The sequence below is a fragment of the Pedobacter albus genome (assembly GCF_036324255.1).
Taxonomy (GTDB): Bacteria; Bacteroidota; Bacteroidia; order Sphingobacteriales; family Sphingobacteriaceae; genus Pedobacter; species Pedobacter albus.
Map to the genome: position 1 here is coordinate 1,152,433 of NZ_JAZDQT010000001.1, position 12,674 is coordinate 1,165,106.

At 43.4% G+C, this 12,674-nt stretch carries 13 protein-coding genes; 4 read left to right on the forward strand and 9 right to left on the reverse strand.

Going from position 1 to position 12,674, the window contains the following annotated elements:
* The first annotated feature begins 22 nt into the window (after positions 1-22).
* The 4 genes from VRU48_RS04920 to VRU48_RS04935 are packed head-to-tail and all read left to right on the forward strand — an operon-like array spanning position 23 to position 1,818.
* Complete coding sequence (locus tag VRU48_RS04920) at positions 23-802, forward strand: SAM hydrolase/SAM-dependent halogenase family protein (RefSeq protein WP_199141015.1); 780 nt, start codon at positions 23-25, stop codon at positions 800-802.
* 13 nt (positions 803-815) lie between these two features.
* A complete protein-coding gene (locus tag VRU48_RS04925) occupies positions 816-1,100 on the forward strand; it encodes a putative quinol monooxygenase (protein WP_330106810.1) in 285 nt (94 codons plus the stop codon).
* Between the two features lie 57 nt (positions 1,101-1,157).
* Positions 1,158-1,691 carry a hypothetical protein gene (locus VRU48_RS04930; RefSeq protein ID WP_330106811.1) on the forward strand — a complete coding sequence of 178 codons (534 nt, stop codon included), beginning with the start codon at positions 1,158-1,160 and terminating at the stop codon, positions 1,689-1,691.
* Positions 1,672-1,818 (forward strand): hypothetical protein, encoded by a 147-nt coding sequence (locus VRU48_RS04935; RefSeq protein ID WP_330106812.1) that lies wholly within the window; start codon positions 1,672-1,674, stop codon positions 1,816-1,818. The genes VRU48_RS04930 and VRU48_RS04935 overlap by 20 nt, the downstream gene beginning before the upstream one ends.
* 902 nt (positions 1,819-2,720) lie before the next feature.
* On the opposite strand, the gene VRU48_RS04940 is transcribed toward VRU48_RS04935, so the two are convergent.
* The 9 genes from VRU48_RS04940 to rpsO all read right to left on the reverse strand — a co-directional run bounded on the left by VRU48_RS04940 (position 2,721) and on the right by rpsO (position 12,668).
* A complete protein-coding gene (locus VRU48_RS04940; protein WP_330106813.1) occupies positions 2,721-2,933 on the reverse strand; it encodes a hypothetical protein in 213 nt (70 codons plus the stop codon).
* Positions 2,934-2,972: 39 nt separating this feature from the next.
* Positions 2,973-3,200 carry a hypothetical protein gene (locus VRU48_RS04945; protein WP_330106814.1) on the reverse strand — a complete coding sequence of 76 codons (228 nt, stop codon included), beginning with the start codon at positions 3,198-3,200 and terminating at the stop codon, positions 2,973-2,975.
* Between the two features lie 105 nt (positions 3,201-3,305).
* Positions 3,306-4,544: a DUF1015 domain-containing protein gene (locus tag VRU48_RS04950; RefSeq protein WP_330106815.1), complete on the reverse strand. Its 1,239-nt coding sequence runs from the start codon at positions 4,542-4,544 to the stop codon at positions 3,306-3,308.
* A gap of 140 nt (positions 4,545-4,684) precedes the next feature.
* Positions 4,685-5,635: a D-2-hydroxyacid dehydrogenase gene (locus VRU48_RS04955; RefSeq protein WP_330106816.1), complete on the reverse strand. Its 951-nt coding sequence runs from the start codon at positions 5,633-5,635 to the stop codon at positions 4,685-4,687.
* Between the two features lie 3 nt (positions 5,636-5,638).
* Positions 5,639-6,706, reverse strand: coding sequence for a 3-phosphoserine/phosphohydroxythreonine transaminase (gene serC, locus VRU48_RS04960; RefSeq protein WP_330106817.1), 1,068 nt, complete (start codon positions 6,704-6,706; stop codon positions 5,639-5,641).
* A 47-nt stretch (positions 6,707-6,753) separates the two neighbouring features.
* Positions 6,754-9,195: a TonB-dependent receptor gene (locus tag VRU48_RS04965; RefSeq protein WP_330106818.1), complete on the reverse strand. Its 2,442-nt coding sequence runs from the start codon at positions 9,193-9,195 to the stop codon at positions 6,754-6,756.
* A 12-nt stretch (positions 9,196-9,207) separates the two neighbouring features.
* The gene (gene rpe, locus VRU48_RS04970; RefSeq protein ID WP_330106819.1) at positions 9,208-9,879 is read right to left on the reverse strand and encodes a ribulose-phosphate 3-epimerase; all 672 of its coding nucleotides are present in this window, start codon (positions 9,877-9,879) and stop codon (positions 9,208-9,210) included.
* A 251-nt stretch (positions 9,880-10,130) separates the two neighbouring features.
* Complete coding sequence (pnp, locus tag VRU48_RS04975; protein ID WP_330106820.1) at positions 10,131-12,272, reverse strand: polyribonucleotide nucleotidyltransferase; 2,142 nt, start codon at positions 12,270-12,272, stop codon at positions 10,131-10,133.
* Positions 12,273-12,389: 117 nt separating this feature from the next.
* The gene (gene rpsO, locus VRU48_RS04980) at positions 12,390-12,668 is read right to left on the reverse strand and encodes a 30S ribosomal protein S15 (protein WP_199141024.1); all 279 of its coding nucleotides are present in this window, start codon (positions 12,666-12,668) and stop codon (positions 12,390-12,392) included.
* Between the last annotated feature and the right edge of the window lie 6 nt (positions 12,669-12,674).

A 12,674-nucleotide genomic window follows, 5' to 3' on the forward strand; every position in this document is an offset into this window, starting at 1 on the left:
AAGAATAAATATTGAATTTTTAATGGCGATTATCACATTAACAACCGACTTAGGCTCCAAGGATTTTTACCAGGCCGCTCTCAAAGGGGGCATCCTGAGCATCCTGCCTACGGCCAATATTGTTGATATTACGCACGAAGTTCCTTCATTCAACATTTCTTATGCGGCATTTGTCCTCAAAAACTCCTATCCCTATTTCCCCAAAAACACGGTACACCTGATCGGTATCGATTCGGTATACAACGAAAAAACCAAATATGTGGCACTGCGCTACAGAGACCACTTTTTTGTGGGTGCCGACAACGGCATTTTCTCTTTGCTGTTTGACGAAAAGCCAGACGAAATTGTGGAGCTGAACATTATGCAGGACCTGAAGTACCTGCACTTTCCGTTAGTTGATATTTTTGTAAAGGCGGCCATCCACTTGGCCAAGGGAGGAAAACTAAAAGACATTGGCATACCAGCCAACGACATCGAGCAACGCATGCTGCTGCACCCGGTAATTGAGCGCGACATTATCAGGGGAAGCGTAATCTACATCGACACTTTTTGCAATGTAATTACCAATATTACGAAAGACCTGTTTACAAAAATACAGCGCAACCGCGATTTTACGCTCTATTTTAGAAAAAGCGAAACCATTACACAGCTCAGCTGGCATTACAACGAGGTACCCGAAGGCGAAAAACTATGCTTGTTTGGCATTAGCAACCATTTGGAAATTGCGATTAATAAAGGCAAGGCCAGTGGTCTTTTGGGCCTGCACCTCAGCGATATTGTACGGGTAGAATTCCATCCTTAAAATTGATTGGCCTATGTTAGTCCGCGTGGTAAAAATGCATTTTGAACCTGGTTTTATCGATGATTTCAAAACATTGTTTTCAGCCGTAAAATCGAAAATCAAGGCTTCGGAAGGTTGTGAAGAGGTGAAGCTGTTGCAGCACGAAAGCGAGCCGTCTATATTCTTCACCATCAGTTACTGGCAAAGTGCCGATCATTTGGAAAAATACCGCACCTCCGACCTTTTTAAAGAGACTTGGGCCAAGGTAAAGCCCAATTTTGCACACAGAGCCGAAGCCTGGAGCTTAAACGAATTCTAAACAATGCAAGGAATTGTGTTGTTGTATGGATAATTAAATTATTTCCTGCTAAACACGATGATCAAAAAAACTATCTCCCTCTCACTCCTGCTTTTATTATCGAGCTTTTGTTGCTTTGCGCAGGATACAAGCGCCTATCAAATCCAACGGCTAAAAATTAACGGTTTGCTGGCCGAAAGAAGCGCCAAATTTGGCCAGTACGAAGAAAGCCTTAATGCACGTACAGGCATATTTGGCTTTCAGACCAAAAACGACATCAGGAACTCGAACGAGATCTTAAGACAGATTGCCATTAACGACAACAACATTTTTCAAGAGCTCAAAGTATTGCTTGATTACAAAGACGTACAAATGCAACAGGTACAAACTACGGCCAATACTACTTCTGAACGCATATTGAATTACCGAAAAAGCATTAAGACCCTGCAAGATCAAAACGAGGCGCTGAGCAAACAGCTCAAAAAAACAGAAAGCTCAAAAGGCATGGCTTACTTGATCATGGGTATAGCTTTATTGGGTTGCGGAGCGTTTGCTTTTTTATGGAACAAGAAACAAAAGGATTTGAAGCGTTATGAAGAAGCAAATATTTAAGCTTTTGGTAAAGCTCAACAAACTGGTGTTGCCGAGCTATTACAAAAAAGACCCCATGAAGCTGAGCTCGTTTCAGAAAGCCATATTGGGTTTCAGGTATTGGGCTTTGACAAATTCTTTGGAGTAGCGAGTGGTATTGGGTACTGCGTAGGGCGTATTGCGATTGGCATAAAGCGTTTATCTATCATGAGAACAAAACTTAATCACCTCAATTTCTTAATGGTTCTAGATAGAAAGCCACAGATAAACAGATTTTAACGTTTGGCGTAATGTGTATTGAGGAGTGCGATGTGCATAGCTACCGCTGAATAGATTAGCGTTTGGCGATTGGCATAAAATGTTTATCTACCATGAGAGCTAAACTTAACCACCTCAATTTCTCAATGGTTCTAAAAAAAGAAAGCCACAGATAAACAGATTTTAACGTTTGGCGTAATGCGTATAGAGTAGTGCGATGTGCGTAGCTACGAGTGAATGAATTAGCGCTTGGCGATTGGCGCAAGGCGTTTATCTACCATGGAAACAAAACTTAATTACCTTAATTTCTTAATGGTTCTAGATAGAAAGCCACAGATAAACAGATTTTAACGTTTGGCGTAATGCGTATAGAGTAGTGCGATGTGCGTAGCTACGGATGAATAAATTAGCGTTTGGCGATTGGCGTAAAGCATTTATCTACCACGAGAACTAAACTTAACCGCCTCAACTTCTTAATGGTTCTAAAAAAAGAAAGCCACAGATAAACAGATTTTAGCGTTTGGCGTAATGTGTATTGAGGAGTGCGATGTGCATAGCTACGGCTGAATAGATTAGCGTTTGGCGATTGGCGTAAAGTGTTTACCTTCGAAAAGAACAAAACTTAATTACCTTAACTTCTTAATGGTTCTAGATAGAAAGCTACAGATGAACGGATTTTAATGTTTGGTGTAGTATTGCGAGAAACTCGTTTACGAACAGAGCTAACGCAAAAACTAATCGCCTTAAATTATTATGATTATCTACCCATTCATCTGTAGCTATAAAATGTGATTACAACATGCGACAAACGTCGACGAAATCGGTGCCATTGAATTCGGGGATACAAACGGCATCGCAACAACATGGAATTTCTGAGCAGGACATCGTACCGCCGGCTAATATGCAACGCTGCGACCCATCGTCTGGCACGCAAGGTCCAGTTCCTCCTGTTACTTTTTTCATTTCGGCACGCGATAGTGCCTTAGCTACAAATTGTGTTTTCATACTATTTTGTTTTAGGGTTGATAAAAAAAGACGAACAGGCTAAACTATTGCTCTGCAAACATTGACAAAAGTATCGCCATCAAATTCTGAATTACAATAGAAATCGCAGCAACATGGAATTTCCAAACAAGAAGTAGTTGCGCCACCTAATATGCACTCCCTATCACGATCGTTTTGAGGAATGCATCCACCATCAATCCCTCCACCGCCGGTTACTTTTTTCATTTCGGCACGCGATAGCGCCTTGGTCATTAATTGTGTTTTCATACAAATCTGTTTTTTGTTTTCGGTTATCTTTCCTCAAGATAAGACTAAACAAACTGATTTGCAAGGAATTAACAAGCAAACTTTAGTTCTATTTTTTTACAAAAACTAACCCTTAAAATGATGAGATAGTAAGCCGACGAGAAATTTGGGCTCTACCCAGGTTGATTTGGGTGGCATTACCTGATCGGCGTCGGCCACATTAATAAGTTGTTCGATAGCAGTAGGCACCAATACAAAAGCGACGGCATTTGTACCATTGTTTACCTGTTTTTCGAGTTCGTTTAAGGGAGTTTTTCCGCCCACGAAAGTAATCCTGGCATCTGTTCTGCAATCGTTGATGTGTAAAATAGGCAACAAGATATGGTCTTGCAAAACGCTTACGTCTAAGCAGCCTACCGGATCGTCGTTGTAAAGATGAGGCTTTGCCTTGAGCTTATACCAACCAGATTTCAGGCACATGCCAAACTCGTGCAAAACGCTTGGCTTAAACGGTTCTGGCATTTTTTCCACTTCAAAAGTTGCAGCCAAGGCGTCCAAGAATTCTTTTTCTGTCAAATCGGCCAAATCTCTAACTAAACGATTATACTCCAGCACTTTCACTTCTTGGGTATCCATGTACACCGTAGAGAAATAATTGAAGTCGGCTTCTTCGTTATTGGCATGGCGGGCTCTTTTATGAAGTCCCATTTTGGCCATAGAAGCGGCCCTATGGTGTCCGTCGGCGATATACACCACAGGTATTTGGGCAAAGGCACTAACCAATACGGCCAAATCTTCTGGTTCATTAACCGTCCACACCCGATGTTCGGTAGCATCGGCAAAAGAAAAATCGATTACCGGCTTTTGGGCCAGGTATTTCTCCATTATCCTTTTCACCTCTGCATTGGGATGGTAGGTAATCAGCACCGGATTGGCATCCAAGTCTGTTTGTTGCAGGTATTCGGCCAACAGTTTTTCCCTTCTTTCTACCGTATGCTCATGCTTTTTGATGTGCCCTTCTAGGTAATCGTTGATATGGGTAAGCGTCCAGATGCCTGTTTGCTGCAAACCATCATGTTTGACCTGATAGATGTAAATAGAAGGCAGTTTTTCGCTAACCAATACTTGCTTTTCGATAAAATCGTCGAGGTTTTCATTAATTTTTTTGAATACCAGTTCCTGTCTAGAACCACGCAGGTAGGGATTGTCTAGTTCGGGGTTGATCAGGTGCAGGAAGCTTATCGGATTTTCGGAGGCAATTAGCCTGGCCTGGCCCATACTGTAATTTTCGAGCGGGCGCGTAACCACTTTTGCCAGCAAAGCGGCAGCAGGTTTTAAGGCACAAAACGGCTTGATCCTCGGCATCAGGATTTATAAATGGTTTAAGACGAAGATAGCTTTGTCGGCTCGCTTTTTCAAGATTTTCTTAAAATCAGTCAATATTGAATCAAAAAAAAATCTCCAGCCTTGCGACCGGAGATTTTCTATGTTAAATAATCGAATACTTATTTTTTAAAATGCTCGATAATCAAATTGGCTAATTCTGTGCCGATACGCTCTTGGGCTTCGTTGGTAGAAGCACCAATATGCGGGGTTAAGGAAATTTTTGGATGACTTAAGATGGCTTGCGAAGGAGTTGGCTCGTTATCAAACACATCCAATCCCGCAAAAGCAAGTTTTCCTGAATCTAAGGCCTGAATAAGTGCCTGCTCATCGATGGTACCGCCACGAGAACAGTTAACCACGCCTACGCCGGGTTTCATGGCTTCAAATTCTGCCGCGCCCAAAATAGGCTGATCGGCAAATGGCGTATGCAACGAAATGAAATCGCTGTTGGCAATTACTTCTGCCAAACCTACGGTCTGCACCGGGATATCAACCTTAACACCACCCTGAAAATTCAACGAGATGCTGCCACTATAAGGATGAAGATCGTAAGCCAATACATTCATGCCTAAACCCAGCGCCAAGGTTGCAGTTTCCCTGCCTATGCGACCGAAACCGATAATGCCCAAGGTTTTACCTCTCAATTCGGTTCCTTTGGCGTATGCTTTTTTCAAATCGTTGAACTTGGTGTTGCCTTCTACCGGCATTTTGCGGTTCGAATCGTGCAGGAAACGAATTCCGGTAAACAAATGCGAAAAAACCAATTCGGCTACCGACAGCGATGAGGCCGCTGGTGTATTCACTACCGCCACGCCTTTGCTACGGGCGTATTCTACATCGATATTATCCATACCTACACCACCCCTACCAATGAGCTTGATATTCGGACAGGCATCAATCAGTTCTTTTCTCACTTTGGTGGCACTGCGCACGGTAATGCCGTCGTAATTGAGCAAGGCTTGTGCAAGCTGGTCTTGCGGAACAGTTTGGGTATCAACCGTGATACCGGCATCTTCTAATAATTTCTTTCCAATTGGATCTATGCCATCATTGGCGAGTATCTTGATCATAACTTATTTGGCGTGTTTTTCTTCAAAAGTTTGCATTAAATCGATAAGTGCGTGAACGCTGGTAATTGGCAAGGCGTTGTACATAGAAGCCCTGAAACCTCCTACGCTCCTATGGCCTTTTAAGCCTTCGAAGCCGTTTTCGTCGGCAAATTTCAAGAATGGTTTTTCCAGTTCAGGGTTTTCCATCACAAAGCAAACATTCATTCGCGAACGGTCTTCTACCGCACAGGTTCCCTTAAACAAGGGGTTTCTGTCAATTTCGGCATAGAGTGCTTGCGCCTTGGCCTTGTTCTCTTTTTCGATTTCGGCTACGCCACCTTTAGATTTTAGCCAATTCAGGTTCAACATGGCCACATAAATAGAAAATACCGGTGGCGTATTGTACATCGAGCCGTTATCTATATGTTGCTTATAATCTAGCATGGAAGGAATAGCCCTGCCGGTTTTGCCCAAAATTTCGTCTTTTACAATAACGATGGTCAATCCTGCCGGACCAATGTTTTTCTGCGCGCCTGCATAGATCAAATCGAATTTCGATACATCGACTACACGGCTCATGATATCTGACGACATGTCGCAAACCAAAGGCACCTGGGTATCAGGAAAATCGAACATTTCTGTACCGTAAATGGTATTGTTGGAAGTGCAATGGAAATAGGCACTATCGGCCGGAATGGTATAATCTTTAGGGATGAAGGTAAAATTGGCATCTTTAGACGAAGCTACTACGTTGGCCTGTCCGAAATACTTCACTTCCTTGATGGCTTTATTGGCCCAAACACCGGTTTCTAAATAAGCCGCGGTTTTGCCTTCGGGCAATAAGTTCATTGGCACCATGGCAAACTGCATGCTTGCCCCTCCCTGTAAAAACAAAACGGAGTAGCCCGAGGGTACATTCAAAAGCTCTTTTACCAATTTGCTGGCTTCCTCAATCACCGATTCGAATTCGGGGCTGCGATGAGAAATTTCCAAAATTGATAGTCCGTCTTTAAAATCTACAACCGCTCTAGAAGCTTGCTTGAATACTTCCTGAGGTAAAATGCAGGGACCTGCTCCAAAATTGTGTCTCATTTTTATTTGATTTTTAGTTAGTGTAAATTTAACACTTTCTATCCTAATTACTGACGGTTTTTGAACTTTAAGATCAATTTAAAATTGAACTGTCGGCCGGTTAAGTAATTAGGTACAGCATAGTGCACATTGTCGACGTCTTTTAGCCACAAATACGATACCGTGTTATTGACATTGAGCAAATTAAAAACTTCAAAATAAGCGATAAACGAACTAAAGTACCTATCCAGTAATTTAGGCTTCCGCAGTGCGGCATCGTCTAAAAAATCCTTAGAAAACCCAATATCAACCCGCTTATAGGCTGGGATTTGGAAATCGTCTGAGTAGTGGTCGCTTTGAGGCGAACCAATTGGCAAACGCGATCCGTACAACAGGTTCAAATGTACCTTATAGGTTGGACTTTTCAGCAGCCTATCCTGAAAAAATATGGAAAAATTAACACGCTGGTCGGTTGGGCGTTTCAAATAGCCCGGGTAAATGGTAACAGGCTGGCCAGTTGCATCTTTTTTGGTATACGAATCGCCAATAATATCCTGATCGGCTTTCATCAGCGATAACCTAAAATACGAAACCAGGTCTTTTACAAACTCCCCGCCTACGCTAAAATCGGCGCCATAGGTATGTCCCTTGGCTACTTGGTCTGACAGGTATTTGATCCTCACATTATCAATTACATAAGGAATTAGCCGGTCTGCATATTTAAAATAGGCCTCGGCGCTAAATTTGAGGCGCGTGCCCAAGCCATCGAAGGCATAATCGAAGCTGGCCGAGGTGTTGTAAGAACGCTGGGCCTTTTGGTCGACAAACAAAGTCCCATCATAAGCCCTGATGCTTCGGTAGGTTGGCGCCTGCTGGTAAACGCCGGCCGTAAAACGGATAATCTTATTGTTGTTTGGTGGCCGATAAGCCAACAACAAACGCGGGCTCAGCAGAAACTGCGAATTTAGGCTGTTATAATTGCCACGTACACCGATTTGCAGGTCGGTATTCTTGGTCAGGCTATAGCTGTCTTGGATAAATGCGGTATAATTAAAAATATCGACCTTGTTTTTGGCGCTAATGGCTTGATCTACATAGAATTTTTTCGAATCGTAAGGCAAAATGTAACCTGCCGAATCCGTTAAATGGTACTCGTTCAGTTCGTCCCTAAAATTGTTGTATTCGAACCTGGCACCCCAAGAGAAAAGGTGGTTGTTAAAATTCTGGTCCAGTTTAACTTCCGAGCTATAGGCCTGCGAGTTAAGACTGTTGCGGGCATAGTTAAGGTAGGTTCCGATGCCCCTATTGGCCCGTACCGTAGTAAAACCACCCGAATTGAAGCCCGGCTCCAGTTCATCAAAAATGTAGCGGCCTTCAATATCGAAACGCTCCCTTTCCTTGGTATTGAAATAGCTGTTGATCCACTTGATGACCAAATTGGGCTGTGGACTAAAAGTTGCCGTAACGGCAGCACCCGAGGTGCGGTAACTGTCTATTTCCTGCCCATTGTAGGCAATATTTAAGCGCAACTGGGTATCGAGTGTACCAAATTGGGTTTCGCGGTCTTCGGGCACCAATTTAAACTGCCCCACATTAAAATTGCCCAAGGCGCTTAAGCTGAAGCGGTCAGAAAAACTGTATTGGTACAACACCTGGGCATCGCCAAAATTGGGATTGTAACTGCCCTTGTTGTCTTGCTGATTGAGTACGTTGCTGTTGTTTTTGTAGCGCAGGCCTACCAATAGATAACTTTTGGGCTGCACATATTTTGCGGTGAGCGAAGTGCCTAAAAGGCCAGTAGTGAGCAACAACTGATTGCTATCTGGCCTATCGTACCTTACATCGAGCACCGACGACAGCTTATCGCCGTAGCGGGCCTCAAAGCCTCCGGCCGAAAACTTGGCGCGGGTTACCAGATCGCCGTTGATAAAACTGAGCCCCTCCTGCTGTCCATTCCTGATCAAAACAGGCCTGTTTATTTCTACGTCGTTTACGTAAAGCAGATTTTCATCAAAACTACCCCCTCTAACGCTGTATTGCGAGCTGAGTTCGTTATTGGTTGAAACGCCGGGCAATGTTTTTAAAATGGCTTCAAAGTTGCCAGAAACCGAGGGTAAAGAAGGTAAATCGGCAATATTGATGGTACTGGTGTTGGTCAACTGGTTTTGCCTATTGGTTACTGTTACCTGCTCCAACTCGTTGATGTTGGGGATAAGCGTAATGTTCCTGATTAATCGCCCCGCTACTTTTTCGTTAATTTTGAGCAGCACCGGCTTGTAGCCCAGCAGGTTGTATTTAATGGTAAAAGAGGTGGTTTTAGAATAAATGGTATAAGTGCCATCAGCGGCCGTCAGGGTCGATTCTTGTTGTCCAAGTATGGAAACCGTAACCTGTTGCAGCGGATCGCTTTTGGCATCGCCCACCATGCCCGTAACCCTTACCATTGGCTGCGCATTGACCAAAGCACAGCTCAACAATAAGACCAAAACAGACAGGTAGGTTTTGAGCATTGGCGACGGGATTTAGATGTGTTGCGTACCTACTTCAACCTGTTTCAAATCGGCAATCATCTGCAGGGGATCTGGCGCCGCGAAGATGGCATTTCCGGCCACAAAGGCATTGGCGCCGGCTTCCATTAAGCTGCCGATGTTCGAGAGGCCTACGCCTCCATCAACTTCTATGATCAACTCTGGACGGATCTGATTGGCCATTTGCTTCAGTTCTCTTACTTTGTTCAGGGTTTGGGGAATGAATTGCTGTCCACCAAAACCAGGATTTACCGACATGACCAAAACCAGGTCGAGATCGACCAAAATATCTTTGAGCAAATTTACCGGGGTATGCGGATTAATGGCTACGCCTGCTTTACAACCCGTACTTTTGATCTGTTGCACTACCCGGTGCAGGTGCACGCAGGCCTCGTAATGAACTGTAATGATATTGGCGCCGGCATTGGCAAACTCCTGCACATACCTTTCGGGATTAACAATCATCAGATGTACATCGAAAGGCTTTTTCGCATATTTTTTGGCTGCCGTAATTACCGGAAAACCAAAAGAAATATTGGGTACAAAAACACCATCCATCACATCTACGTGGAACCAATCGGCTTCGCTGTTGTTGATCATTTCGATGTCGCGTTGCAGGTTGGCAAAATCTGCCGATAGTAAGGATGGGGCGATGAGGTGTTTCATTTTTATATTTACGTTATTGCGAGGAAGCATGGCGAAGCAATCTTTCTTTAATCTATCAAATGAGATTGTTTCGCCCACCGGTTATCGGGGTCGCAATGACGATTTCTTTTTTTTGTTTAGTCCGATACCTGCAAGTTACAAAATCATTTCAAACAATTAAATTCCAACAAAAAACCCTTTCAGCAAAAACTGAAAGGGTTGTATGATTTGCCGTCATTCCGAAATTGTTTCGGTATAACGAATATGGCATCTTAAGCTTGTGGCGCAGCTGCTTCTGGTTTTGGAGGCCTAGGCAACAAAACTTTACGAGAAAGTTTCATTTTGCCTTGTTTATCCACATCCAATAGTTTCACCTCAACGATATCGCCTTCTTTGAAAACACCGTCCATCGTTTCTAAACGGGTCCAGTCGATTTCAGAGATGTGCAACAAACCGTCTTTTCCTGGCATAATTTCAACGAAAGCGCCAAAAGGCATGATCGATTTTACTTTACCAGTATAGATTTCGCCGATTTCTGGTTTGGCTGCGATGGCACGGATACGCGCAACAGCCGCATCGATAGACGCTTTGTTATCTGCAAATACCTCAACGATACCTTTGTTGTCCACCTCTTCGATAGAGATGCTTGCACCGGTTTCGCGTTGCATTTCTTGGATAATTTTACCGCCTGGTCCTATAACCGCACCAATAAATTCTTTATCGATGGTTAACGAAACGATACGAGGTGCATGCGGTTTGTAATCTGCAGCAGGCTCGCTGATGGTTTTCTTCATCTCGTTCAAGATGTGCAAACGACCATCTTTAGCCTGGTTCAAAGCTTTGGTTAAAACTTCGTACGACAAACCGTGGATTTTCAAATCCATTTGGCAAGCAACGATACCGTTTTCTGTACCAGTTACTTTAAAGTCCATATCGCCCAAGTGATCTTCATCACCCAAGATATCAGAAAGGATAGCATATTTACCCGATTTGCTGTCGGTAATCAAACCCATGGCAATACCAGAAACTGGCGCCTTGATTTTGATACCTGCATCCATCAAAGCCAAAGTTCCCGCACAAACGGTAGCCATTGACGATGAACCGTTAGATTCCAAGATATCAGAAACGATACGGATGGTATATGGATTAGCTTCGCCGGTTGGCAATACTTTTTTCAACGAACGCATAGCCAAGTTACCATGGCCAACCTCGCGACGGCCAACGCCTCTGTTTGGTCTTACCTCGCCGGTTGAGAAACCAGGGAAGTTATAGTGCAACAAGAATTTGTTGTAGCCATTGATGAAAGCACCGTCGATCATTTGCTCGTCGTCTTTGCTGCCCAAGGTAACCGAAGTTAACGATTGGGTTTCGCCACGGGTAAATACCGCCGAACCGTGCGCTGCAGGCAAATAGCCAACTTCGCTCCAGATTGGACGGATTTGGGTAGTGGTACGGCCATCCAAACGGATGCCCTCGTCTAACAACAAGTTACGTACGGCATCGTACTGTACATCGTGATAGTATTTTTTGATCAAAGCTTTGGTCAAATCAGGGGTATCTTCCGCTTGATTTTCAAGCATATCGTTAATTACTGCAGTGAAAGCTTCTGAACGGGCCTCTTTGGTGCTTGCCGATTTAGCAATTTCATACACTTGTGAATAAGCCTCAGCATAAACTTTTTCGCGCAATTCAGCATCGTGATCTTCGTGGCTGTACAAACGTTTCATGGTTTTGCCAGCTTCTTCTTGCAGCTCTAATTGAACCTTGCATTGAACACGGATTGCTTCGTGTGCAAATTTGATGGCTTCAACCATTTCTTCTTCCTGGATTTCGTCGGCTTCGCCCTCAACCATCACGATATCGTGGTGAGAACCGGCAACAACGAACTCTAAAGTAGCGCGCTCTAAATCGTTTAGGTAAGGATTGATTACTAATTTTCCATCGATTTTAGCCACGCGAACTTCCGAAATAGGTCCGTTGAACGGAATATCGGATACCGCCAAAGCCGCCGAAGCCGCTAAACCTGCCAAACAGTCTGGCATAATGTTTTTGTCGGCAGAAATCAGCGAGATCATCACCTGTGTATCGGCATGATAATCTTCTGGGAACATCGGACGCAAAGCCCTGTCTACCAAACGAGAGATCAAAACCTCGTAATCAGATAATTTAGCCTCGCGACGCAAGAAACCACCTGGGATACGGCCGGTTGCCGCATATTTTTCTTGATAATCAACCGATAATGGCAAAAAGTCGGTACCTGGTTTGGCGCCAACTGTTGATACTACTGTTGCCAGCAACATGGTATCTCCCATTTTTACAACTACAGAACCATCGGCTTGTTTGGCCAGTTTGCCTGTTTCGATTTCTACAATTCTTCCATCGCCCAAATCGAACGATTTTTTTATTACATTCATTTACAAATTGTTGTGATGTGCTTTTTCCTCTTTGAAACACATCTTGTTTATATTTATTTTTCTGGTTGTTAAAAGCAAAAAAGCCACTCTTAACGAATGGCTTTTAATGATAAAAGCTTATTTAATGATATCCCTAAGCTCAAGAGCTTTAATGATAGCACGATAGCGCTCAATATCTTTTTTGTATAGGTAAGCCAAAATTCCGCGACGTTTACCTACCAATTTTTGAAGCGATAACTGAGTAGAGAAATCTTTGCGATTTTTCTTTAAGTGCTCTGTTAAATGCGCAATACGGTAAGTAAACAATGCTACCTGACCTTCTGCAGAACCTGTGTTGGTTTCTGTTTCGCCGTGTTTTTTGAAAATTTCGGCTTTTACCTCTTTACTTAAATACATTCTTGA

What these genes read in the sequence shown, in the direction of transcription:
- VRU48_RS04920 (WP_199141015.1), top strand. Translation starts at nt 23, where the DNA reads ATGGCGATTATCACATTAACAACCGACTTAGGCTCCAAGGATTTTTAC.
- VRU48_RS04925 (WP_330106810.1), top strand. Translation starts at nt 816, where the DNA reads ATGTTAGTCCGCGTGGTAAAAATGCATTTTGAACCTGGTTTTATCGAT.
- VRU48_RS04930 (WP_330106811.1), top strand. Translation starts at nt 1,158, where the DNA reads ATGATCAAAAAAACTATCTCCCTCTCACTCCTGCTTTTATTATCGAGC.
- VRU48_RS04935 (WP_330106812.1), top strand. Translation starts at nt 1,672, where the DNA reads ATGAAGAAGCAAATATTTAAGCTTTTGGTAAAGCTCAACAAACTGGTG.
- VRU48_RS04940 (WP_330106813.1), bottom strand. Translation starts at nt 2,933, where the DNA reads ATGAAAACACAATTTGTAGCTAAGGCACTATCGCGTGCCGAAATGAAA.
- VRU48_RS04945 (WP_330106814.1), bottom strand. Translation starts at nt 3,200, where the DNA reads ATGAAAACACAATTAATGACCAAGGCGCTATCGCGTGCCGAAATGAAA.
- VRU48_RS04950 (WP_330106815.1), bottom strand. Translation starts at nt 4,544, where the DNA reads ATGCCGAGGATCAAGCCGTTTTGTGCCTTAAAACCTGCTGCCGCTTTG.
- VRU48_RS04955 (WP_330106816.1), bottom strand. Translation starts at nt 5,635, where the DNA reads ATGATCAAGATACTCGCCAATGATGGCATAGATCCAATTGGAAAGAAA.
- serC (WP_330106817.1), bottom strand. Translation starts at nt 6,706, where the DNA reads ATGAGACACAATTTTGGAGCAGGTCCCTGCATTTTACCTCAGGAAGTA.
- VRU48_RS04965 (WP_330106818.1), bottom strand. Translation starts at nt 9,195, where the DNA reads ATGCTCAAAACCTACCTGTCTGTTTTGGTCTTATTGTTGAGCTGTGCT.
- rpe (WP_330106819.1), bottom strand. Translation starts at nt 9,879, where the DNA reads ATGAAACACCTCATCGCCCCATCCTTACTATCGGCAGATTTTGCCAAC.
- pnp (WP_330106820.1), bottom strand. Translation starts at nt 12,272, where the DNA reads ATGAATGTAATAAAAAAATCGTTCGATTTGGGCGATGGAAGAATTGTA.
- rpsO (WP_199141024.1), bottom strand. Translation starts at nt 12,668, where the DNA reads ATGTATTTAAGTAAAGAGGTAAAAGCCGAAATTTTCAAAAAACACGGC.